This is a genomic window from Gloeobacter violaceus PCC 7421 (assembly GCF_000011385.1).
GTDB lineage: Bacteria > Cyanobacteriota > Cyanobacteriia > Gloeobacterales > Gloeobacteraceae > Gloeobacter > Gloeobacter violaceus.
Genome location: NC_005125.1, coordinates 1,646,215 through 1,668,171, shown reverse-complemented (window position 1 = coordinate 1,668,171; position 21,957 = coordinate 1,646,215). Strand labels below are relative to the sequence as shown.

Genomic DNA, 21,957 nt, shown 5'->3' with positions numbered 1-21,957 from the left:
GCCTCGTTCTGGTGCCATTGTGCCACGCCGTGCCCGCCCGCACTGGGAGGGTCGGGGTTGAGCCGTTACACTGAGTAGAGCCCATTTCCGCCGGTCCGTAGGTTTTTGACGCATGTGGAATCGTTTATTCGCCCTCGCTCTGGTGGCAAGCGCCCTGGCTATGCCTGCAGCGCACGCCCAGACCCCGCTGGTCACCGTCCCGTCGCTGGCGGCCGACCAGTTGCAGCGCCAGTCGATGCAGCTGGCCGAAGAAGCGATTCGATTGGTACAGGTGGCGCGCTACGGCGAGGCGGAGGGGATGGCCCAACTCGCGGTGCAGCTTTCTAAGAACAACCCCCAGGCCCACACGGTCCTGGGCGGCATTTATTTGCAGAACAACAAGCCCGAGGCGGCCCTCACCGAGTTGAAGCTCGCCAGCGAACTGGCCCCCGACAACGCCCGCTTTCAGTTCAATCTGGGCCTGGTCAACAGCCGCCTCAAAAATTATCCGGCCGCCGCCGATGCCATCGAGCGCGGCCTCAAGCTCGATCCCAAGGCCGTCGACGAATACTTCAACCTCGGCAACGCCTACGTGCTGCTCGAGCGGCCGGAGGAGGCGGTGGGTGCTTTTGAAAAGGCGGTCGCCCTCAAGAAGACCTTCTGGGAAGCCATCAACAACATCGGCCTCATCCGCTACGAGCAGGGCCGCATCGACGAAGCCAAAAGCCGCTGGGAGCAGGCGGTGGCCATCAATACCAAGGCCGCCGAGCCGAAGCTCGCCCTCGGGGTGGCGCTCTTCAGCCAGGGGGAGCGCGAAAGGGGCCTGACCCTCAGCGAGGAGGCGCTGGGCTTCGACAAGCGCTACGGCAAACTCGACTACCTCAAAGAAAATCTCTGGGGTACCAAGCTGCTGGCGGACGCGGCGATGGTGCTGACCACCCCGCGCATCAAAGCGGCCCTGGAGCGACTGCCGGAGCCTACCAGTGACGAGCAAGCCGCCCGCAACGGCGCGCCCTAGCTTCCTGCCGGACCTGCCGGCGCCCGTCTGGATTTTGTTTGCCGGTCGGCTGCTCGCCTCGCTCGGGCTGGGCTTCGTGCTGTTCTATTCGGCCATCTTTTTTACCGGTGCGCTGGGCATCAGCTACACCCAGCTCGGGCTGGGCCTCGCTTCCTCGGCAGTCAGCGGCATTTTCGCCCGCCTGGTGGGCGGCACGCTCACCGACCGCCCCGATTGGGGGCGGCGGCGCACGCTGCTGGCGGCCCTGGTGATCTTGAGCGTCGGTTATGTCATGTTTGCGCTTGCGGACAATTTCGCGCTCTTCGTGGCGGCAAACGTGATTACCGGTTGGGGCTTCGGCCTTTACTGGCCCGCCAACGAGGCGGTGGTGGCCGATTTGACCGAGGGCAAGCAGCGCGCCGAAGCTTACGGTCTTACGCGCTCGGGCGACAGCATCGGTCTGGGATTGGGGGCGGTGGTGGGCATTGCGGTGATCGCCCTGACCGGCAACTACCGTCTGCTCTTCTGGCTCAACGCCTGCGCGTTTTTGGGATTTTTTGCCGTGGTGGCCCGGGGTGTCCCCGAGACGCGCCCGGAGCATCTGGAGGCGCACCCATCCCTGGGGGGTTATCCTGAGGCGCTGCGCGACCGCAACTTGTGGTTGTACGCGGCGGCAAACCTGGTCTTCACCACGATCGTTGCCCAACTCGAAAGCACCGTGCCCGTCTACCTGCGCAACTTCGCGGGCCTCAGCACCGAGGCGGTGGGTGCCTGCTTCACCCTGCACGTCGCGCTGATGGCCGCCATTCAGCTGTGGGTGGCCCGGGGCACTTCGGCCTGGCGGCGCACCCGCACCCTGATGCTCGCAGCGGTGGTGCTGGCGGCGGCGCTGGTCATCATCTGGCTTGCCGGAACCATCGCGGGGTCCGCTTTGGGTCTCGCGGCACTGGCTTTGGCGGTGGCGGCGGTGGGGCTCACCTTTATGCATCCGGCGGCGGCGACGCTGGTGGCGGCGATGTCCCCGCAAAATATGCGGGGGGTGTACCTGTCGATCAATTCCCAGTGCTGGGCGTTGGGTTATATGATCGGCCCCGCCGTGGGCGGACGGATCCTGGATCTGCCCCGGCCTCTGAGCGACTGGCTCTGGCCGGGCTTTGGGCTGCTGCTGCTCCTCGACTGTCTGGTGCTGGGCTGGCTGGAAGTGCGCCTGCCGCCCGCGGTCAATGCGGCCGGGAAGGTGCAGTCTTGATGGATAGCGGCACTTTCTCTTGAGGCTTAAGAGCGAGTTGGATCCGCAAGCTTCACTCGTAATGACCGCCGGTGACTTTGCCGCGGAAGACGACGTACTGGAAGATGTTGTAGGCAAGCATGATTGGGATTAAAAAGCCCATAAAGATGATCATGAACACCAGGGCACTGGGAGCGGCGGCGGCCTGGTAGATGGTCACCGACATCGGAATGATGTGCGGAAATACGACCAGGGCCAGCCCGGCAAAAGCAAGTGAGCGCCACCAGGACCATCCTTTTCGCTTGCCAGGTACAAAGTTGGCTCTCCTTGGCGGTTCCAACGGTTGCCGTCCGCTTGAGCCGAAAACCGAAAATCCAGCACGCCGAATGGCGAATTTACGGGGATGTGCCGGACGCCGTATCCCCGCCAGGGCCGCACAAAGGAGGCCAAAACCACTCAGTAACCGAGTCCTTCGTAATCGGCGGCGAGGGCGGCAAGTACCCTCTCGAACTCGCCGCGCCGGAGCATCTCAAGGGCGCAGTTGCCATCAAAGGCGGGCATGGGGGTTTGTAGAAATTCCCGCAGCCCTTCGGGGGTATACACAAGTGATCCCAGTGCCAAAATCTCGCTGAGCCTGGCCAGTTTCCATTTTTGCGCCTCCGCCGGTGTTGCAACTCCTTTTTCCCAGCGCTCGTACGTCTTCGAACTGACTTGCAGTAAGCTGCTCATCCGCTCGCGCGAAAGATCGAAGCCTTTACGGACCTGCCCGGGATCCCACAGGTTGACACCGGCACTGCTTTTCGACACGGAGGCTCTCCTAAGCACAGGGCACTTGCGAGTACCTCAGGCCTAACAGTTGTTCTAGACATTTGTCTAGATCTCAAGGCGAGTCGGAACCCCCTGGCCATGCAGCAGGTGCAAAAAAAGCCCCTTCCTGCTTCCAGGAAGGGGCCGTCCGAGTGACTGAGAAACTGAACTATCGGGCGCTCATGGCCATCTCCGCCTTGGCGTCGGCCAGATCCGGGTAGATGAAGATCACCTTGCCGTCGGCGTCGACATCTACCAAGTAGCGCTCACCGCTCACCAGCCGCCCGAGTAGGACGGCGTCGGCGACAGAATCCTCCAGCAGGCGCTGCACGGCGCGGCGCAAAGGACGGGCGCCCCAGGCCGGGGAGTAGCCCTCGGCGATGACCTTGTCGATGAAGGCGGGACTCGCCTCCAGTTCGATGCCCAGTTCGCGTACCCGCTCCAGCGACTCGTTCAGAAGCAGCCGGGCCACCTGGCCCAGTTCCTCGCGGTCCAGCGGCTGGAAGACGATCACCTCGTCGAGGCGGTTGAGGAACTCGGGGCGGAAGACCTGCTTGAGCTCTTCTTGAACCCGGTCGCGGATGGCGACGTAGCGCCGCTCGCCCGCGCTGCCGGTGGTGTTGAACCCGAGTCCGCCGCCGCCGCGCTCGATGACCCGCGAACCGAGGTTGCTGGTCATGATGATGAGCGCGTTCTTGAAGCTCACGGTGCGGCCCTTGGCGTCGGTGAGCCGGCCGTCGTCGAGGAGTTGCAGCAGGATGTTGAACACATCCGGGTGGGCCTTCTCGATTTCATCGAGCAGGATCACCGTGTAGGGCCGGCGGCGCACCGCCTCGGTGAGCTGACCGCCCTCGTCGTAGCCCACGTAGCCGGGGGGCGAGCCGATCAGCTTGCTCACCGTGTAGGACTCCATGAATTCGGACATGTCGAGGCGGATCATCGCGTCTTCAGAGCCGAAGACCGTAGCCGCGAGCGCCTTGGCCAGCTCCGTCTTGCCGACACCGGTAGGGCCGGCGAAGATGAAGCTCGCCTGCGGACGCTCGGGAGACTTCATGCCGGCGCGCGCCCGGCGAACTGCCCTGGCCACCGCACTCACCGCGGGGTGCTGGCCGATGATGCGCTCGTGCAGCCGCGCTTCGAGGTGCACCAGACTGGTGGCCTCTTCGCCCGTGAGCTTGCCCACCGGAATGTTTGTCCACTCCGAGAGCACCTGGGCAATCGCTTCGCTATCGACGATGGCGGGCAACTCGGCGCCCCGGGCAAGTTTCACCCGGATCATCGAACCGGCTTCGTCGATCAGATCGATGGCCTTGTCCGGCAAGAAGCGATCGGCGATGTAGCGATCCGATAGGCGCACCGCCGCTTCGAGGGCGGCGTCGGTGTAGCGCAGCTTGTGGTGCTCCTCGTAGCGCACCTTGAGGCCCTGCAGGATGGCAATCGCCTCATCCACACTCGGTTCACCCACCGTTACCGGCTGGAAGCGGCGCTCCAGGGCGGCGTCGCGCTCGATGTGCTTGCGGTACTCATCGAGGGTGGTCGCCCCGATGCATTGCAGTTCGCCGCGCGCCAGGGCGGGCTTGAGCAAGTTGGCGGCGTCCATGCCGCCCTCGCTCGCCCCGGCTCCCACCAGGGTGTGCAGTTCGTCGATGAACAGGACAATCTGCCCCTTGGAGGCGATCACTTCCTGCATGACGCCCTTGAGGCGCTCCTCAAATTCGCCGCGCATCTGGGTGCCGGCCAAAACCTGGCCCATGTCCAGGCTCACGATGCGGCGATCGAAAAGCATCTCGGGCACGTCGCCCTCGGCGATGCGCACGGCGAGGCCCTCGGCGATGGCGGTCTTGCCGACGCCCGGTTCGCCGATGAGTACGGGGTTATTTTTGGTACGGCGACCCAGAATTTGGATCACCCGCTCGATCTGCTCGGCCCGCCCCACGACCGGATCGATTTTGCCGCCGCGGGCCAGTTCGGTCAGATCCCGACCAAAGCGTTCGAGCGGTCCGCCGCTGCGGGAAGCTCTGTCGCTGCGGCGCGGTTGCTCGTTGCCGCGCGAAGCAGAGGTCGCTTTGGCCGCATCCCCCAGGCTTTCGAGCAGCATCTGGCGGGCCTTGTCGCGGTCGACGCCGAATTCATCGAGCACGCGGCTTGCCACCCCTTCGTTGTCGCGCAGCATGCTCAAAAGCAAGTGCTCCGGTTCGACCAGGCGCTGGCCGAAGCCGTTGGCCTCGATGAGCGCCTGCTCGATAAGCCGCCCCGCCCGGGGGGTAAAGGCGACGCGCTGGCTCGGACGGCTCTCACCTTTGCCCACGATGCTCTCCACCTCGCGGCGGGCACCGGCCAGGCTGAGGCCCAGCTCGGTCAGCACCTGGGCGGCGACGGCGTCGGAATGGGCCAGCAGTCCAAGCAGAAGCTGCTCGGTACCGACGGCGTTCTGGCCGAGGCGCAATGACTCCTGCTTGGCCAGGTTGAGCACCTGGAGAGCCGACGGGCTGAATTGCTCAAACATGGAACCTCCTTAAGTACCGCCCTGCGACGGCCGTTGAGCGAAAGATTAAACTTGCGGAAAACTCATGCGTTCGGGCGGACGCTCTGCCAGAAGTCCTGCGCCCACTGGCGGGCGAACTGCTCGGGTGGAGTAGGGGCCTCACCGCCCAAAAAAGCCCGGGAGATAAACACGTAATAGAACAGCGGGCCGCAGAAAGCCGCTGAGAGGCGCTGAGGGTCGCCCGGCCGGATGCGCCGACGCTCGATTTCGAGCCGAAAGTAGTGCGTCTGCAACTTCATCGTCTGCAGCGGACCGCTGCAGCAATCGTCCGCCTGCGGGCGCAAGGCCCTCAGCAGTAAGGTGGGCAGATGCTGGCAGTAGTAGCGCACCGTGAAAAGGGCGGCTTCCTCCAGCAGGACATTGACCGGCCGCGACTCGCCCTGGGCAAACAACTTGCGCCAGAATTCCTGCGGCTCGACGCTCTCGCTGATGCAGGCGCGCAGCAAGTCCTCCTTGCTGGCAAAGCACTTGTAAATCGATGCCTCGGAGATACCCGCCTGCCTGGCAATCTGGGCAATGGTCACCGCCTCCACGCCGTGGGTGGAGAGAACCACCAGCGTGGCCTGGATGATCTGTTCGGGATCGATGATGCGGCGGCGGCCCATGGGAATAAATAAGTGAGTGCTTACTTATTATTTGTAAACGATCCAGGCGGCAGGGTCAATGGTCTGTGTGCACAACCTGTCTTGAGGAGTAGACGCCTGGGAGGCGGCTTCACTGGTGGCGTCTACGATTACATCTGTGTAGGTGTAATTGTAGGGAGGGCGATGTGGCTTTATACCGCGCTCAAATTTTGCTGGAACCTGAGCAGCACCGACAGTTGGCCGAGATTGCCCGAGAGCAGGGACGTACACTCTCCGAGGTGATGCGCGAAATCGTGCGGGATTATTTTGAGCGGAACCGGCGGCAGGTCGGTCTGCAACAGGCAATGCAGGCTATCGAAGCTTTGACCCGAATGCGCAAGCGACTGCAGGAGCAGCATGGCTTGTTGCCTGCCGACCTTTTGCAGGAGGCACGCGACGAGCGCCTGGAGGACATTGAACGGGCGTGGTTGGATAGCAGCAATTGAGCGGGCCAGGATGCGCCGGACTGCCTGAAGTACACTGTCGGTGGCGGGTTGAGGGGAAAATGTGGACGTTTCCCGGCAGCAAGAGTCTTCGGTCGGTGCTGCTGTGCCGACGCCAGCCAGCAAGCGACCTCTGTTGGTCCGGCTTGCTTCATTGAAGTGGGCAGCCGAGACAGTGAGTGCAGGTGTACAGGTGGTGGCGATCATCGCCGCCGGCGTCTGGGCCTTCTACTCGTTTATCTACGAAGATCGGATTAAACCGGCCAACGAACCGCTCGCTATGGTGGCTACCACCGAACTTGAGAAAGTCGGCCGACGCGGCGACATGGTCGCTGTCCAAGTGCGCGGGAGCATCCGCAACGTTGGCAAGGCACCCTTGCGCCTGTTGCTGAGCACGGTGAACGTCTATGGAGTACAGGTGGATACCAAGCCAAGCAAGCTTTTGTCGACAAGCAACGAGATTCTACCAGACACGGTCAACCGCATCCGCTATCTGCGCAAGACCCAAGAAGAAGTCATCTTTACTTTTGGTCGCCGCTACAAAGGTGGTGGCGGGAGCCAGTATGACACGTATCTCAATCCGGAAGAAGAAGTGCGGATCTTGAGCACTGTCCTCTACGTCAATCGTCGCCAGTTTGATCAGGTTAACTCCAAATTTGTCTATTTTTTTGGCCGGGCAGAGATCACATGGCCGGTCGAACTGGTGTATGCATCGGATGGCTCTGTGGGCGGAAAAGCTCGGAGGTGTTCCGAAGCTAATTGCCCGGTGGACACAGACACATCAGCGATTTTGTCGCTGTGGTAGAAGTTGCCCTAGGCCGTGGCGGACTGTAGCCTGCCCCATCAATGCAGCTGCTTCAAATATCGGTACGCCCCGGCCCGGGATCCCCAAGTCTGCTCGCCGGTAGTGGCCTCGAAGCCACGGTCGAGGGTGAAAAACAACCGCTCGCCAAGTTCAAATTCGATCTCGACATAGCTGGCGTCACCGGGAAAAAGACGGCAGCCGCCTCCGGGTTGCATCTTGCCCGTGAACGTCTCCCCCCGGCGCTCCAGATAGAGCGTGCAGCCGGGAAGCTGCTCGCAGTCGTCCGCCCTCAGCCGCCCGAGACGCTCTGGGTCCTTTGCCGCCCCGGCCCAGACTTTCTGGTCTTTGAGGCGATAATTCTCCAGCCGCAAGGGGTTATCGAGCAACTGTAATACCCGGCTGCGGTAGGGCTGGTTGGGGGTGTGCTCGCTCACCTGCTCGGTAAAAAAGCCCGCCCCTTCGCCGAAGAGCCCGGCCACTTCCACATACCAGAGTGTGACCGGAATGAACCAGACCGGCTCCGCCATCGCCTGGGCGCGGTTGGAGTAGGTGCCCGCCAGCCAGGTGCGCACGGTCTGCCAGTCGCTCATTACATGTCCTCCGCCGGTTGGGCCACCCGGTCGATCTGCTCGGGGCTGGTAAAGCGGTAGAGCAAGTAGGCGTCTTGAAACCCCCAGCGGCCCTCGACGTGGTAGAGCCGTCCCAGGTCGAGCAGGTAGTTGCCGAGGGCCACCGCCTCGGGGCGGGTGATCTGCAGCAGGTCCGACCAGAGGCTCACCGCGTCGAAACCGGCAAAGCACTCCGGATAATACACAGAGCCGTAGACGCGCTCTTTGAGCCCGAGACTGGGGGCGCGCTTGCACTGGGCGATAAACGTGTCGATATCGGCGATGCCGTAACTCTGGATGGTCTGCCAGGCCCGGCGGTAGACCTGCTGGGGGGTGAGCACGTCGGTGCTGTATTCGTCGTCGTAGAAACGATAGAACACCTCGCCGTCTTCAAAGTTGGCGCTATCCAGGACGTGGTGGAAAACCCTGAGCGAGATGAGCGCGTTACCGAGGGCGATGGCCTGGGATCGTTCGAAATTGAAGCGCCGCCGAAACCAGCAGGCGGCGTCTTTGCCCACAAAGCAGCGGCGAAACAGGCGCAACCCGACTCTGTGATCCTGGATGGTGACTGCCTGGTAGAACTGCACCACCAGCGAGTCGAGTTGCGGCACCTTCAGCTGCATCAAGACCGCGAGGGCCTGCTCGCGGGTATAGGGGGCGCCGACGCTGTTTTTCTCGTCGCGGTAGAAGCGGTAGAACAGATAGTCGTCGCGAAAATCCCAGTTGTCGAGCACGTGGTGGAACACCGACATCTCGATAAGGTCGTTGCCCAGCATGACGGCGATCTCTTTGGGGATGCTGTAGTGGCGTGTCAGCCACAGCACCGCCTCGCTGCCTACAAAGCAGCGCGGGAAGCGCACAAAAAAATACCAGCGCTCGCGAATCTCGAGGCGGGTATAAGCATCCTCGACGAGTTGCTGCGGGTCGAGGCCGACGGCCCGGATGCGTTCGGCGGGATCCCCTTTGCGTTGAACGATCACACGAGCCTCCGGAAGAACCGCCGCAGGCGTCCCGGGAACGTGCTCTACACTTGGGACATGCGCAGGCGGCATTGCTATTCTCTTTTAGCGCAGGCGGCGGGGCTCTGGGGGGCGCTCGCCTTACCGGCCGGGGCGCAGAGCGAGATGCCGCTCATCACCGTGCCCCTCGAAGCGCTGCAGTGGTTGATGGCCGTCGCTTCGGTGGTCCTGGGAGCGCTGGGCAGTTGGGGACTGAATATTGTTCGCGGCCGCTTGAAGTTTTTTATCGGCGACCAGCGCTTCGACCCGTGGTTGAGGAGCCTGTTTGGCCTGCTGCAGGGGGGAGTGTGGTTTGCGGCCCTCTGGCTGGCCGCCGGAAACCTCAAAGGTCTTGATCCATTGCGCTCCCAGGTGGCATTGCTGCTGGGGGGGGTGGCCGATTTTTTGGTCGGGGTGTGGCAGGTGCCGGTGCTCACCATCGACAAGACGCGCTTTCCCCTGGGTACGCTGCTGTTGCTGTTGGTGCTCGCTTTTGCCGTCTTCTGGGCCTCGCGCCTCTCGGCGGTGGTGCTCAAGCGCTTCGTGCTCAGCCGCTTCAACCTGACCATCGGCAGCCAGGAGGCGATCGCCACCGTCTGCAACTACGTGATCAGCGCCGTCGGCTACATTTTGCTGTTGCAGCTGGCAGGTATCGATCTCGGCTCGATCGCCATTTTGCTGGGGGTGATCGGCCTGGGTGTGGGCTTCGCCCTGCAGAACCTGGCGCGCAACTTCATCAGCGGACTGGTGTTGCTGATTGAGCGGCCCGTGCAGGTGGGCGACTACATCGTCATCGACAACAAAGACGGCGTCGTCGAAAGCGTCAACCTGCGCGCCGCCACCTTGCGCCGCTTCGACGGCTCGCGGCTGATCGTTCCCAATACCCTGCTGGTCGATCAGCAGGTGCTCAACTGGTCCACCGCCGAGAACCGGGCTCGCCTGTCCCTCGAAGTACTGGTACGCGGCAGCGGCGATCCGGAGGTGGTGACGGAGACGCTGCTTAAAATTGCCTCCGAGGAGCGGCGCGTGCTCACCAATCCTGTTCCGGAAGTGATCTTCCGGGGATGGCGCGAGTTGGGGATGCTCTTTGAGCTGTGGGCCTGGTGCGGTACTCCTAAGGAGCAACTGCGCATCAAAAGCGCCCTCTACTACAAAATCGACGCCGAGCTGCGCGAGCGCGGCGTCGAGCTGGCCTTTCTGGAGTACGGCCAGCCGTGGCAAATGCTTCCGAACGGGACAACGCCGATGTCGATGCAGCAGCCCAACGGCCGCAACTGAGCGGACCTGCGCCCGTCAATCCAGCTCCAAAGTCCGAAAGCTGTCTACCTGCAAGTACTCCCCAGACCAGGATGTCTGCCGGCCATCCACCCGTGCGCGCCCCACGTGGACACCATGCACAAAAACGCGCACCCCCCGGTAAGGAAAGGCAAAGCCCCCTTCCCAGGAGCGCTCCAGCACCAAGCCCTCCCCGCGTCGGCTGAATCGCAGCCGCTCGATGCGGTTTGCCCCGTAGCCGTCCCCGGCGTCCTCGTATATTGCCCCTGCGAATGCGCCGGACTCGGGCGCATAGAGGTGCAAAGCCAGATGGCCATCCTCCTCCATCGGCAATACGCTGCCGGCTTTGACCAGCAGCGGAATGCGCTCGATCGGTGCGTCGAGGCGGATGCTGCCCGGCCCCTCCAGCACCTGATCGTCCCAGAAGTGGTACCAGCGCCCCGCAGGCAAGACGACCTCCCGGGCGCGCTCGCCCTCGCGTACCACCGGATAGACGGCCAGGGCGTCTCCCAGCATGAATGCGTCGTCGATGTCCCATAGCCGTTTGTTGCCCGGATCGGCCCAAAATAGGGGGCGCACCAGGGGAATCCCGCGTCGGCTGGCCTCCCAGCAGAGCGTGTAGAGGTACGGCAGCAGCCGGTAGCGCAGCTTGATGAACGCCCGGGCGATGCCCAGCGACGGTTCGCCGAAGGTCCAGGGAGCGCGGCTGCGCGCATCGTTGGAGGCGTGGGTGCGAAAGAAGGGCAAAAACGCCGACAGCTGCATCCAGCGCACGTACAGCTCAGAGGTTGGGTTGCCCCGGAAGCCGCCCGTGTCGGGGCCGGAGTAGGGGATGCCGCATAGGCCCAGTTCGAGTACCTGGGCCACGGTCATGGCGAGCGCCCCCCAACTGCTCTCGGTGTCGCCGGTCCACGTCCAGGCGTAGCGCTGCAGACCCGCCCAGCCCGCCCGCGAGACGATAAACGGCCGCACCTCGGGCCGGAAGGTGCACAGGCTCTCGTACCCCGCCCGTGCCTGCAAGAGACCATACAGATTGTGCGCCTCGCGGTGATCGCCGCCCCGGCCTTCCATGGAGTGACGGGTCGGCCGCGGCAGCGATCGGTCGCCCCAGGCGACGAAGGCGGCCGGTTCGTTCATGTCGTGCCAGAAACCGGCGATCCCGAGCGAGAGCAGGTAGCGGTACTGCTCGCTCCACCAGTGGCGGACCTCGGGGTCGCTAAAATCCGGAAAGGCGCACCAGCCCGGCCAGACCGGGGCAATCACCGCTTGGGCGTTGGGGGTGGTCACAAAGGCCTTGCGCTCCATCCCGTCGCGAAAGATCGGCAGATCCGGATCGGCCTTGATGGCCGGGTTGAGGATACTCACCAACCGCACGCCCCGCCGGGCCAGATCCCGGGTAAATTCGCCCAACAGCGGAAAGCGCTTGGGGTCGATCGTGAACGCCTTGAAATCGTCCATCACATCGATGTCGAGGTGGATGGCGCTTACGGGAATGTCGTTGGCCTCAAAGGCCTGGGCGACGTTGCGCACGGCCGCCTCGGTCTCGTAACCCCAGCGCGACTGGTGATAGCCCAGAGCCCATTTGGGCGGCAACGGCGGCCTGCCGGTCAACTCCGTGTAGCGCTCCAGCAGCTTCTCCACAGGACCGATTCCCACGTAATAGCGCAGGGCGCCGCCCTCGAAGGCGGCGACCGCCTCCTGTTTGAAGGTGAAGGCGGCCGGGAAGGAGTTTTCGTAGAAGACCAGATAACTTCCCTGCGGTTGCAAGCTGATATAGAGAGGAATCGAGATATAGAGCGGATCGGCCCCGGGGCCGTAGCGCCCCGCCATGTCGAAGTTCCACATCTGAAAGGCCGTCGCCCCCCCGCCCGCATCGCGGGCCAGGCGCAAATTCAGGGGAGCGGCCCGCTCGCCGAGGCCGTAGATCCGCTCTTGCTCGGCCAGCGACACCCGGTGCACCCAGCCGCCTCGCTGGTGGTCCGGGGGCAATTCCTCGCGCAGGGTCTGCCCATCGGCATCGGCGAAGCGCACCCGGCCGTCCGGGGTGACGCGCACCCGCATCGCTCCCGTGGTCGCTTCGACACCCTGGGCACCCGCCTGGACCTCCACGGCGAGCGCCGGCCACTCGTCGCGGGCGATGGCGTAGGGCACCGGCAATTGTTCCGACAACCAGTCGCAGCGCACCAGATCCGCCGCCAAAAAGCGCACGGTCAGTTCGCTGTGCTCGAAGCGGCAGTGCACACCCCAGCTCTCAGTGCGGTGCTCAAGAAGCTTGCCGGGTCGCTCGAAACCCTGGAGGGCGGGCGGTGGAAATCGTCGTTCAATCCCGTCTCGCCAAAAGGAATATTGCAAAGCTTTCTGGGTATAACCCAGGTAAAAAAAGGAGCTGACAAAGTATTGCCACTTTGAGACGATCTTCTGGATGATGCTCATTGTTGGGCAACGAAGCTCGATGGTGTGAATACAGACAACAACTGCCGACAAGCATTCCGATTATCGGGGCAAGGCGGTCTGGCGCTCCATCTGCCTCAGGTCGGATTTGTCGCTCAGGTGGGTTTGGTTGGCCCCGGAGCGCTCAGGACAGGTTCAGCGACTGCACGACATTGATGAGCGATTCGGTTCCTATAGGTTTGATCAGGTACGAAAAAGCCCCAAGGGCGTAGGCCTGGTCGCTGTCGCTCTCCAGTGCGGAACTGGAAAGCATCACCACCGGTATGTCCTTGAGGTGGTCCTGCCGGCGCATCCAGGTGAGCAACTCGAAGCCGCTGACGTGGGGCATCTGGATATTCGAGATTACCATCACCGGCAATGGATAGCTCTCGCGGTCGGTGTAGGGTGGCTCGCCGCCCAGATAGAGTAGCGCCTCGCGTCCGTCCAGGACCACTTTGAGTGCAAAATCGAGCTGCCCCTGGCGAAAGGCCCTTTCCACCATCACCACGGCCGCCGGGTTGTTCTCCACCAGCAAAATCGTCCGCCGCTCCGCCCTCATCGCCGCGCTGATTCCCTCAAAATGCCCGATACAGGGTACCGTACCATGTGGCCTGTACCGATGATCCCAAAGTCCCTTTGCACCGCCGGCCGCTTCTAGAAGTTTTTGATAGCAGCCCCAATGCCTGGGAAAATGAAAAACACTCCTTTGCGCAGAGTCGCTCCTCACCAAATTTCAAGCAAAGTTAAGCTATGCCGTCCCAATCCACCTTCATGGCCAGTCCAGACCTGCGCATTATTCTCATCGACGACAACCCCGGCGATCGGCTGCTTGCCCTGCGGGAGCTGACCCAGGAGTTTCCCAACCTGCAAGCCGAGCAAATCACCGACCAGGCGGCCTTCGAAGGGGCTCTGGCGACCCAGCGCTTCGATGTGGTGATTACCGACTACCAGCTGCACTGGGGAGACGGACTGCAGGTGCTGCGGCGGGTCAAGCGGCGCTTTCCGGACTGCCCGGTGATCATGTTCACCAACAGCAGCAACGGTGAACTGGCTGCCCAGGCGATGAAGGATGGGCTGGACGACTACGTGACCAAGTCTCCCCGGCAGTACATCCGGCTGGCGGGAGCGGTACGCTCGGCGCTTGCCTTCACCCGGGCCAACCGGCGCGTCGAGCGGTTGCAGTCGCGCCTGCAGACGCTGCTCAACCGGCTGCACGTCGGCGTGTTTCGGGCGAGTGTGGGCGGCCGGCTCATCGAGTGCAACATCGCCTTTTTGCAGTTGCTGGGCTTCACTTCGAGCGGACAAATCCAGCAGTTGCCCTTCGAGCAGCTGTACTGCCCACCGCCGGACGGTGCCCCGGAGGGCTACTGGGAGAACGAGATTTTGCTGCAGCGGCCGGACGGCAGCGAACTGTGGGTGCTGTTGAGCGCCACGCTCAGCGCTGGGGAGGACGGCGGCATCATCGACGGACTGATCGAGGATATCAGCGCTCGCAAGCAAAACAGCGAACAACTGGAAAGGCGGGTGCGCGAACGCACCGTGCAGTTGGAGGCGGCCAACCAGGAGTTGGAGGCATTTACCTACTCGGTCTCCCACGACCTGCGCGAGCCCCTGCGCAACATGCAGGGATTGGCCCAGGCGCTGCTTGAAGATTTTTCCGCCCAATTGCCCCCCACCGCCCACCAGTACGCTCAACTGATCGTCCGCTCCAGCCAGCAAATGGACACGCTTATCCAGGATCTGCTCACCTACAGCCGCCTGGGACGAGCCGACACCCACCCGCAACCGGTCAATCTCAACACGGTGATTTCCGCCGTGCTCACCCAGCTGCAGACCAAACTACAGGAAGTCGGAGCCGAGGTGCAGGTGGCTAGTCCGCTTCCCGAGGTGCACGGCCACTTCAATACCCTGGTTCAGGTCCTGCTCAACTTGCTGACCAATGCGATCAAGTTCGTCGCCCCGGGGGTCACTCCCCGCGTGCGCATCCGTGCCGACGTACACGACCGGGAAGGCTCCCGCTGGGTGCGGCTGTGGGTGGAGGACAACGGCATCGGTGTGTCCCCCGAGAACCATCAGCGCATCTTTCGCGTCTTCGAACGGCTGCACGGCAGTGAGACCTATCCCGGTACCGGCATCGGCCTGGCCATCGTACGCAAGGGCATCGAACAGCACGGGGGCCGGGCGGGCGTCGAGGCGGATCTGGGGCAGGGCAGCCGCTTCTGGGTAGATCTGCCGCCGGTCGCAGACGGGTGAAGCCCGCAATCCCAACGAGCGCCCAGGCTCAGGCCGTCTGGAAGGAACTAAGCACTTCTACCAGGGTTTCGGTCGCCAGGGGTTTGAGCAAATAGAAGTAAGCCCCCATCTGGTAGGCGCGCTCGAGTTCGCGGTTGCCCGTGCCGGTCAACACGAGCACCGGCAGATCTTTGAGTTCCGGGCGCTTCTGGATCCAGGCGAGTAGTTCAAGGCCGGATGACCCCGGCAAGCGCAGGTCCGTGACCACGATCCTGGGTAAGGGAAAGTTCTCGCGATCGGCGTAGTGGCCTGCACCTTCGAGGTAGCGCATCGCCTCTTCAGCGGAGCTGACCCAGTGACACTCGCTGTCGGCCGCCGCCTTGCAGAAGGTGCGCTCGATCATCAGCGAATCGATGGAGTTGTCCTCTACCACCAGTACAACGTTGCGGGCACGAGCTTCCATCCTCACTTCTCCCTTGCACTAAATTCAGCTACGAAAAAACAGTTGCTCTATTTAAGTAAGTATGTTCGACGCGACCGGGGCCTCATGCCTATCCAAAGACAGGTTCCCGAGAAGTATCGCCGGTACCGCCGGTTGGCGGGTCACCTGCCTGAAGTAGCGGCAGTCAACTTATCCGTATACTCCCTACTGCACAGAGAATGCCAGCAAAGCGGTGCTAGGATAAAGAAAATTTACATTGACCGGTTCAGTCTCTGCCCCGGTCGTCTCGACAGGACACAGACCGGTGCAAACTCTCACTCAATCTTCCGAATCGCTGATTTCGCGCCTGTTCCAGCGCTCCGAGGGGCACTGGCGCTCCGAGCGGCGCTACTACACGCTGCCCGAAGGCCGCACCCAGGAGATGGAGAGCTTGCTCGAGATTGCCTACTTGCCCTCGGGCAGTGCAGAACTCATCGAACTGGCTGGGTTGCACAGCCTGTCGACAGAAATGCCTCTGGTCTGCGGAGCCAAAATTCACTGGCGCAGCAGTGCAAAGCTGACCGGCCGCGAGCAGTCCGAAGGGATTACCCTATTTGGGGCACTTGGGGATACGCTCTATCGCGACCGGGGTTTTGCCACCAGCAAGCCGGTCACCGCCCTTTACCGCTTTACCGATCCAGACACGCTGCACCTGCGCACCGAGTACAACGGTTCGGTGTTCGAAGAAGAACTCAAACTGGTCGGCGAGCGCTATCGCACGCGCCAGACGATCATCTCGCGCCTCGGCGAGCAGCAGATGATTGGCCAGTATCTAGAGAAGCGCATCTAATTTGGATTCCAGGCGGCGAGCACATCTCTGCCGCCTGGAATGCGCTCAAACGCGCAGAGCAAGCATGTTTTCGACAGCCTGGACGATATCCTGCGGCTGCGGGATCACCGTCGCCTCCATCCGGCCGTTGTACGGCACCGGCACATCCTTCGACGCCAGACGCAACACCGGCGCGTCCAGATAATCGAAATAGTGCTCGTCGATACTTGCCACAATCTCCGCACCCACCCCGCCGGATTTCATGTCCTCCTCGACAATCACCACCCGGTGCGTCTTTTTGAGCGAGCGGCCAATCGTCTCCAGGTCCAGCGGCTTCAGCGATATCAGGTCGATCACTTCCACATCGATGTCGCGCGCGGCCAGCTCCTGGAGCGCCTCGGTGCAGTGGTGGCGCATCCGCCCATACGTCAGCACCGTCACATCGCGGCCTTCCTTGACCATTTCGGCTTTGTCCAAAGGCAATAGGTATTCCTCCTCGGGGATATCCTCCTTGAGGTTGTACAACAGCACATGCTCAAAAAACATCACCGGGTTGTCGTCGCGGATCGCCGCTTTGAGCAGGCCCTTGGCGTTGTAGACAGTCGAAGTGTGCACGATCTTCAGGCCGGGGACGTTGTTGAAGTAACCTTCGAGCCTTTGGGAGTGCTCAGCCCCCAGTTGTTTGCCGACCCCGCCGGGACCGCGCACGACCATCGGGATTTTGAACTGTCCGCCGCTGGTGTAGCGCAGCATGCCGCCGTTGTTGGCGATCTGGTTGAAGGCCAACAGCAAAAAGCCCATGTTCATCCCTTCGATGATGGGCCGCAGGCCAGTCATGGCGGAGCCGACGGCCAGTCCTGTGAAGGCGTTTTCGCAGATGGGGGTGTCTAGCAATCGCAGTTCGCCGAATTCTTTGTAGAGGTCCTTGGTGGCTTTGTAGGAGCCGCCGTAGTGTCCGACATCTTCGCCTAAGACGTAGACATTGGGGTCGCGGCGCATTTCTTCGGCCATGGCGTCTTTGAGCGCTTCGTAAAACAGTTTGACCGGCATAAAGCTATGCGTCCTCCGCAAACTGGAAGCGATAGAGTTCGTCGATGGGTGGCTCGGGGGACTCCTCGGCAAAGAGGACCGCATCGTCGATTTCGGCTCTTATTTCTTGATCGATGGCTTTGAGTTCCTCGGCGCTGGCCAGTTCCTGCTCGCGGACAAAGGCCGCCAGGCGCGGGATCGGATCTTGTTTGCGCCAGAATTCTTTTTCGGCCGGGTCGCGCAGCTCGTCCGGGTCCGCCAGCGAATGGCCCCGAAAGCGATAGGTCGTGCATTCGATTAAAGTCGGGCCGCCGCCCGCGCGGGCGCGTTCGATCGCTTCTTTGGCCACCGCGCGCACGGCGAGCACGTCCATCCCGTCCACGCGTACCCCGGGAATACCGAAGGCGTCCGCTTTTTTGTAGATTTCGATGACCGAGGAGGCGCGGTGGTGGTACATGCCGATCGACCAGAGGTTGTTCTCGACCACGTACAGCACCGGCAGATTCCAGAGGGCCGCCATGTTCAAGCACTCAAAAAACTGGCCGTTGTTGGTGGCGCCGTCGCCAAAAAAGCAGGCGCTCACCTGATCGGTGCCTTTGTAGACCGCCGTGAAGCCCGCTCCCGTGGCAATCGGGATCCCTTCGGCCACGAAGGCGAAACCTCCCAACAGATTGTGCTCCGCCGAGAACAGGTGCATCGAGCCGCCGCGGCCCTTGGAGCAACCGGTGGCCTTGCCGAACAGCTCCGCCATCACCGAGCGCGCCGGCACCCCCTTCGAGAGGGCATGGACGTGGTCACGGTAGGTGCTCGTCACATAATCGTCGGGGCGCATAGCCTTGATGACGCCTGTGGAGACGGCTTCCTGACCGTTGTAGAGGTGCACAAAGCCGAACATCTTGCCGCGGTAGTACATCTGGGCGCAGGTGTCCTCGAAGGTCCGCCCGAGGACCATGTCGCGGTAGAGGACCAGCGCCTCTGGGCGGTCGATGTGGTAGCGCGTCGGAGGTAGTTGTTGCTGGACCATCGTCATCCTCTGGGTGAAAGTCACGAAGTGTTGCGCTTCGGCCCTGTCGTAGCCCCACCATACTATGAGTTTGAATCGGACAAACGGTGTCGATTGTTCCAGAATCGGGGCCAAATCGGTACGATGGTTGTCTGTGTGGACAGGAAATATGCAAATGACATCGATCGGACAGCTGCGCTCGCAGGTCGCAAGTAAAGAGCGCTCGGCTGTGGAAGTGGCCAGGCAGTACCTGGAGCGGGCCGAAAGACTCGACACGGAGGTCCATGCCTTTTTGCGCCTCACCCCAGAGCGCGCCCTCGCAGCAGCTGAAGCCGTCGATGCAAAAATCGCCAGAGGCGAAGATCCGGGCCTGCTCGCCGGGGTGCCGGTCGCGGTCAAGGACAACCTGTGCATGGTGGGCATTCCCACCACCTGTGCTTCCAAAATTCTCGAAAACTACCGCCCGCCCTACGAATCGACCGTGACCCGCCGGTTGGAGGAGCAGGGGGCGCTCATCATCGGCAAGACCAACCTCGATGAATTTGCGATGGGCTCCTCGACCGAAAATTCCGCCTTCGGCCCGACGCGCAATCCCTGGGATCTGGGCCGCGTGCCGGGGGGCTCCTCGGGCGGTTCGGCGGCGGCGGTGGCAGCCTGCGAGGCGGTGGCCTCCCTGGGATCCGATACTGGCGGCTCGATCCGCCAACCCGCATCTTTTTGCGGCGTGGTCGGCCTCAAGCCCACCTACGGGCTGGTCTCACGCTACGGCCTGATCGCCTTTGCCTCCTCGCTCGACCAAATTGGTCCCTTTACCCGGACGGTGGAGGATGCCGCCCTGGTGCTGCAGGCGATCGCGGGCCACGACCCCCTCGATTCGACCAGTCTGGCGGTGAACGTGCCCGATTATCGTCAGGCCCTGATAAGCGACCTCAAGGGCGTAAAGGTGGGTTTCGTCAAAGAATTTTTTGCCGAGGGTCTCGATCCCGACGTGGCCGACGCCGTCTTCGAGGCAATCGAGGTGATGCGGGATCTGGGAGCCCAGATTCAGGAAGTGAGCTGCCCGCGCTTTGCCCGGGGACTGTCGACTTATTACATCATTGCCACCTCCGAGGCGTCGGCCAACCTGGCGCGCTACGACGGCGTCAAATACGGTCTGCGCGACCGGGAGGCGGACGCGCTGGTGCCGATGTACGGACGGACCCGCGAGGAAGGGTTCGGCAGCGAAGTGAAGCGCCGCATCATGCTGGGCACCTACGCGCTGTCGGCCGGTTACTACGACGCCTATTACTTAAAAGCCCAGAAGGTGCGCACGCTCATCAAGCAGGACTACCTGGACGCCTTCGCCAAAGTCGACGTGCTGGTCGGTCCTACCGCTCCTACCACTGCCTTCGCCTTCGGCGACAAGGTGAGCGACCCGCTCAGCATGTACCTCTCGGACATTTACACCATCCCCCTCAACCTGGCGGGGGTGGCCGGGGCGAGCATCCCCTGCGGCTTCGACGCCAAGGGCCTGCCCATCGGCTTTCAGATCATGGCGAACGCCCTGGAGGAGGGCAAGCTCTTGCGGGCCGCCTACGCCTACGAGCAGGCCACCGAATGGCACAAACGCACCCCGGCCCTGGCGGCAGAAGCGCTCACTCGCTGAGCAAAAAGATCAAAGGCCTGACGTCCTCTTCGCCTGGGGTCCATTCCCAATAGCGCACCAGGATCTGGTAGACCATCAGGCCGGTCTCCCCCTGGCCGGTGAGGATGTAGTTGAGCGACTGCTCGGTCATATTCTTGCGGGTGAGCCCCAAAAAAACCGAGACCGGGTCCATCAGTTCGCTCAGGTAGGCGATGGCGTTGGCGATGGCCACCGCCCCGAACACCTCGAGCGCAAAGTTCTCGCCCTCCTGGCGGATCTGCAGCCTCAGGCCCCCCGTAAAGTCGCTGCAATCGTCGCGCAGATTGACGTGCAAAAAGGCAAACGGATGGCGGATGGTGTAGTAGTTGCGAATCTGGTTGGCCTTGCGCTCGCGGGGACCGGGGGCGTTGCTGATCAATGGCACCAGAGCCACTTTTTTGCCGAGCAGCTTCGGCCACAACTCGGCTGAGAGATCGTCGGCGAAGGTGACCTGCTCGACGCGCAGTTCGGTGGCCCGCCTGAGGCGCGTGCCGATCCCCACTACCAGTACGAAGGCGATGAAGAAACTGGCGATGATCACCCCGTCCGGTCGTTCGATATTGTTGTCCCACAGTGCGTAGGCGAAGATCGCCGCCACCAGCCAGAAATAGATGCTCAGCAGTCGATCGCGGGTGCGGCGGTAGAGCTGCCCTTCGCGCCCCAACGAGAGTGCCACGGCGACCGCCGCCGAGAGAATCAGCGCTAGCACCCCGGTGGCATAAGCGCCCCCCTGCGCTTCCACATTCGCGTCAAACAGCCATGTCACCAGCGCATTGATGGCAAAGAGCACCAGCACCAGCGGCCGGTTATAGCTCACCCAGGAGGGAGCCATCCCGTAGCGCGGCAGGTAGCGCGGGATCAAATTGAGCAGACCCACCATCGCCGAAGCGCCGGCAAACCAGAGAATGGCGATCGTCGAAACATCGTAGATACTGCCGAACAGTTCCCCAAGGTACTCGTGCGCCAGGTAGGCGAGCGAGCGCCCCGCGGCCGGTCCGCCCGGCCGGTAGGCAGCCGGCTCGATGAGCAGCGTGGTCACAAAGCTCGAACTAATCAATAGCCCACTCATCAGCACCGCCGCCGAGGCGAGCAGATAACGGGCGTTGCGGATGCGGCCTTCCGGCGCAGGCTTGTTGCGGTCCTCAGGGTCGCCTTTGACCAGAGGGATGACCGACACCCCCGTTTCAAAACCGCTCAGTCCAAGGGCCAGTTTCGGAAAAGCGAGCGCCGCCAGCAGCACCAGGCCGGTCCAATCCCCCAGAGCCAGGAGATTGCCTTGCCAGCGGCCGATCACCTCGGGTCTGGCGGCGATCTCCATCAGGCAACGGGCGAGCACCACGATGTTGAGCAGGATATAGGGCACTCCCACCGCCACGGCCAGACCGACCGCCTCCGAGAAGCCCAGCAAGAAGACCACGGCGAGCAATGCGAGCAACAGCAGCGTCAAAGGCAGGTTGAAACCTTCCAGGTACGGTTCGAGCAGGGGATTTTTGACGAGGTGCTCGGCGGCATCTGAAGCCGAAAGGGTCATCGTGATAATGAAACTGGTCGAGGCAAAGCCGATGAGCACCAGCACCAGCAATTTGCCCGACCAGCCCGAAAGCAGGTTCTCGAGCATCGCGATCGACCCTTGGCCGATGTAGGAGCGCTTTGCCACCTGGATGTAGACCGGCAATGCTCCCGCCAGGGTGACGACCACCAGCATCAGCGTCGCCAGGGGGGAGATCGCCCCCGCTGCCAGCAGGGCGATACCCGGTTGATAACCCAAAGTCGAGAAGTAATCGACTCCTGTGAGCCAGAGCACCGTGTACCAGGGCTGGGTCTTCTCCGCGTGGTGCTCTCCTCCTGGTCCTCCGGCCTTCAACCAACGCCCCAGAGGAGTTTTGCCAGAGCCGGAGCCGGGAACGGGCAGCAGTGGCAGCGTTTTGACGCCCGAGGTCGTCATGGTGGATGGTTCACTCCATCGATGAGCTGCTTTCTTACTTACACTAACGGATCGAAAAAAACTTCAAACAAAAACACCGAAGCCCGAGGGCTCCGGT

At 62.5% G+C, this 21,957-nt stretch carries 19 protein-coding genes and 1 pseudogene; 8 read left to right on the top strand and 12 right to left on the bottom strand.

What is annotated here, in order from left to right:
• The first annotated feature begins 112 nt into the window (after positions 1-112).
• On the top strand, positions 113-997 hold the full coding sequence (locus GLL_RS08045) for a tetratricopeptide repeat protein (RefSeq protein WP_011141545.1): 885 nt from the start codon (positions 113-115) through the stop codon (positions 995-997).
• Positions 963-2,225 carry an MDR family MFS transporter gene (locus tag GLL_RS08040; protein WP_011141544.1) on the top strand — a complete coding sequence of 421 codons (1,263 nt, stop codon included), beginning with the start codon at positions 963-965 and terminating at the stop codon, positions 2,223-2,225. Before GLL_RS08045 ends, GLL_RS08040 begins: the two co-directional genes overlap by 35 nt.
• 52 nt (positions 2,226-2,277) lie before the next feature.
• Here GLL_RS08040 and GLL_RS23425 read toward each other — a convergent pair.
• The 4 genes and pseudogenes from GLL_RS23425 to GLL_RS08020 all read right to left on the bottom strand — a co-directional run.
• Positions 2,278-2,478, bottom strand: a pseudogene (locus tag GLL_RS23425) (cytochrome d ubiquinol oxidase subunit II); the annotation flags it as partial.
• 182 nt (positions 2,479-2,660) lie between these two features.
• Positions 2,661-3,011, bottom strand: coding sequence for a transcriptional regulator (locus tag GLL_RS08030; RefSeq protein ID WP_164928806.1), 351 nt, complete (start codon positions 3,009-3,011; stop codon positions 2,661-2,663).
• A 169-nt stretch (positions 3,012-3,180) separates the two neighbouring features.
• The gene (locus tag GLL_RS08025; protein WP_011141541.1) at positions 3,181-5,517 is read right to left on the bottom strand and encodes an ATP-dependent Clp protease ATP-binding subunit; all 2,337 of its coding nucleotides are present in this window, start codon (positions 5,515-5,517) and stop codon (positions 3,181-3,183) included.
• A gap of 62 nt (positions 5,518-5,579) precedes the next feature.
• On the bottom strand, positions 5,580-6,161 hold the full coding sequence (locus GLL_RS08020; RefSeq protein ID WP_011141540.1) for a TetR/AcrR family transcriptional regulator: 582 nt from the start codon (positions 6,159-6,161) through the stop codon (positions 5,580-5,582).
• 164 nt (positions 6,162-6,325) lie between these two features.
• On the opposite strand from GLL_RS08020, the gene GLL_RS08015 reads away from it, so the two are divergent.
• Positions 6,326-6,625, top strand: a complete 300-nt coding sequence (locus GLL_RS08015; RefSeq protein ID WP_011141539.1) for a ribbon-helix-helix protein, CopG family — start codon at positions 6,326-6,328, stop codon at positions 6,623-6,625.
• Positions 6,626-6,686: 61 nt separating this feature from the next.
• A complete protein-coding gene (locus GLL_RS08010; RefSeq protein ID WP_011141538.1) occupies positions 6,687-7,427 on the top strand; it encodes a hypothetical protein in 741 nt (246 codons plus the stop codon).
• 38 nt (positions 7,428-7,465) lie between these two features.
• Here the strand turns inward: GLL_RS08010 and GLL_RS08005 are convergent, their stop codons facing one another.
• A complete protein-coding gene (locus tag GLL_RS08005) occupies positions 7,466-8,017 on the bottom strand; it encodes a chromophore lyase CpcT/CpeT (protein WP_011141537.1) in 552 nt (183 codons plus the stop codon).
• On the bottom strand, positions 8,017-9,015 hold the full coding sequence (locus GLL_RS08000) for a hypothetical protein (RefSeq protein ID WP_164928805.1): 999 nt from the start codon (positions 9,013-9,015) through the stop codon (positions 8,017-8,019). The genes GLL_RS08005 and GLL_RS08000 overlap by 1 nt, the downstream gene beginning before the upstream one ends.
• 57 nt (positions 9,016-9,072) lie before the next feature.
• Between GLL_RS08000 and GLL_RS07995 the strand changes: the two genes are divergently transcribed.
• The gene (locus tag GLL_RS07995) at positions 9,073-10,311 is read left to right on the top strand and encodes a mechanosensitive ion channel family protein (RefSeq protein ID WP_164928804.1); all 1,239 of its coding nucleotides are present in this window, start codon (positions 9,073-9,075) and stop codon (positions 10,309-10,311) included.
• 15 nt (positions 10,312-10,326) lie between these two features.
• Here GLL_RS07995 and GLL_RS07990 read toward each other — a convergent pair whose 3' ends face one another.
• Positions 10,327-12,741 carry a glycoside hydrolase family 31 protein gene (locus tag GLL_RS07990; protein ID WP_011141534.1) on the bottom strand — a complete coding sequence of 805 codons (2,415 nt, stop codon included), beginning with the start codon at positions 12,739-12,741 and terminating at the stop codon, positions 10,327-10,329.
• Positions 12,742-12,883: 142 nt separating this feature from the next.
• Positions 12,884-13,297 (bottom strand): response regulator, encoded by a 414-nt coding sequence (locus tag GLL_RS07985; RefSeq protein WP_011141533.1) that lies wholly within the window; start codon positions 13,295-13,297, stop codon positions 12,884-12,886.
• A 212-nt stretch (positions 13,298-13,509) separates the two neighbouring features.
• Here GLL_RS07985 and GLL_RS07980 point away from each other — a divergent pair, with 212 nt between their 5' ends.
• On the top strand, positions 13,510-14,991 hold the full coding sequence (locus tag GLL_RS07980; RefSeq protein WP_164928803.1) for a sensor histidine kinase: 1,482 nt from the start codon (positions 13,510-13,512) through the stop codon (positions 14,989-14,991).
• 28 nt (positions 14,992-15,019) lie between these two features.
• On the opposite strand, the gene GLL_RS07975 is transcribed toward GLL_RS07980, so the two are convergent.
• On the bottom strand, positions 15,020-15,433 hold the full coding sequence (locus tag GLL_RS07975; protein ID WP_164928802.1) for a response regulator: 414 nt from the start codon (positions 15,431-15,433) through the stop codon (positions 15,020-15,022).
• 283 nt (positions 15,434-15,716) lie between these two features.
• Here GLL_RS07975 and GLL_RS07970 point away from each other — a divergent pair, with 283 nt between their 5' ends.
• Entirely contained in the window at positions 15,717-16,241 is a 525-nt protein-coding gene (locus tag GLL_RS07970) for a phycobiliprotein lyase (protein WP_011141530.1), read from the top strand.
• A gap of 45 nt (positions 16,242-16,286) precedes the next feature.
• On the opposite strand, the gene GLL_RS07965 is transcribed toward GLL_RS07970, so the two are convergent.
• Both GLL_RS07965 and pdhA read right to left on the bottom strand, forming a co-directional pair.
• Positions 16,287-17,270, bottom strand: a complete 984-nt coding sequence (locus GLL_RS07965) for a pyruvate dehydrogenase complex E1 component subunit beta (protein ID WP_011141529.1) — start codon at positions 17,268-17,270, stop codon at positions 16,287-16,289.
• A 4-nt stretch (positions 17,271-17,274) separates the two neighbouring features.
• Entirely contained in the window at positions 17,275-18,273 is a 999-nt protein-coding gene (gene pdhA / locus GLL_RS07960; RefSeq protein WP_164928801.1) for a pyruvate dehydrogenase (acetyl-transferring) E1 component subunit alpha, read from the bottom strand.
• 154 nt (positions 18,274-18,427) lie between these two features.
• Here pdhA and gatA point away from each other — a divergent pair, with 154 nt between their 5' ends.
• Positions 18,428-19,897, top strand: coding sequence for an Asp-tRNA(Asn)/Glu-tRNA(Gln) amidotransferase subunit GatA (gatA, locus tag GLL_RS07955; RefSeq protein WP_011141527.1), 1,470 nt, complete (start codon positions 18,428-18,430; stop codon positions 19,895-19,897).
• Here the strand turns inward: gatA and GLL_RS07950 are convergent.
• On the bottom strand, positions 19,887-21,860 hold the full coding sequence (locus tag GLL_RS07950) for a hypothetical protein (RefSeq protein ID WP_011141526.1): 1,974 nt from the start codon (positions 21,858-21,860) through the stop codon (positions 19,887-19,889). The two genes, gatA and GLL_RS07950, sit on opposite strands and share 11 nt — an antisense overlap.
• Positions 21,861-21,957: the final 97 nt, after the last annotated feature.

Excerpts from the sequence above, each read along its gene's own strand:
- GLL_RS07965 (WP_011141529.1), bottom strand. The coding sequence starts at position 17,270 with ATGCCGGTCAAACTGTTTTACGAAGCGCTCAAAGACGCCATGGCCGAA.
- gatA (WP_011141527.1), top strand. The coding sequence starts at position 18,428 with ATGACATCGATCGGACAGCTGCGCTCGCAGGTCGCAAGTAAAGAGCGC.
- GLL_RS08045 (WP_011141545.1), top strand. The coding sequence starts at position 113 with ATGTGGAATCGTTTATTCGCCCTCGCTCTGGTGGCAAGCGCCCTGGCT.
- GLL_RS07980 (WP_164928803.1), top strand. The coding sequence starts at position 13,510 with ATGGCCAGTCCAGACCTGCGCATTATTCTCATCGACGACAACCCCGGC.
- GLL_RS07995 (WP_164928804.1), top strand. The coding sequence starts at position 9,073 with ATGCGCAGGCGGCATTGCTATTCTCTTTTAGCGCAGGCGGCGGGGCTC.
- GLL_RS07975 (WP_164928802.1), bottom strand. The coding sequence starts at position 15,433 with ATGGAAGCTCGTGCCCGCAACGTTGTACTGGTGGTAGAGGACAACTCC.
- GLL_RS07990 (WP_011141534.1), bottom strand. The coding sequence starts at position 12,741 with ATGAGCATCATCCAGAAGATCGTCTCAAAGTGGCAATACTTTGTCAGC.
- GLL_RS08025 (WP_011141541.1), bottom strand. The coding sequence starts at position 5,517 with ATGTTTGAGCAATTCAGCCCGTCGGCTCTCCAGGTGCTCAACCTGGCC.
- GLL_RS07950 (WP_011141526.1), bottom strand. The coding sequence starts at position 21,860 with ATGACGACCTCGGGCGTCAAAACGCTGCCACTGCTGCCCGTTCCCGGC.
- GLL_RS08020 (WP_011141540.1), bottom strand. The coding sequence starts at position 6,161 with ATGGGCCGCCGCCGCATCATCGATCCCGAACAGATCATCCAGGCCACG.
- pdhA (WP_164928801.1), bottom strand. The coding sequence starts at position 18,273 with ATGGTCCAGCAACAACTACCTCCGACGCGCTACCACATCGACCGCCCA.
- GLL_RS07985 (WP_011141533.1), bottom strand. The coding sequence starts at position 13,297 with ATGAGGGCGGAGCGGCGGACGATTTTGCTGGTGGAGAACAACCCGGCG.
- GLL_RS08005 (WP_011141537.1), bottom strand. The coding sequence starts at position 8,017 with ATGAGCGACTGGCAGACCGTGCGCACCTGGCTGGCGGGCACCTACTCC.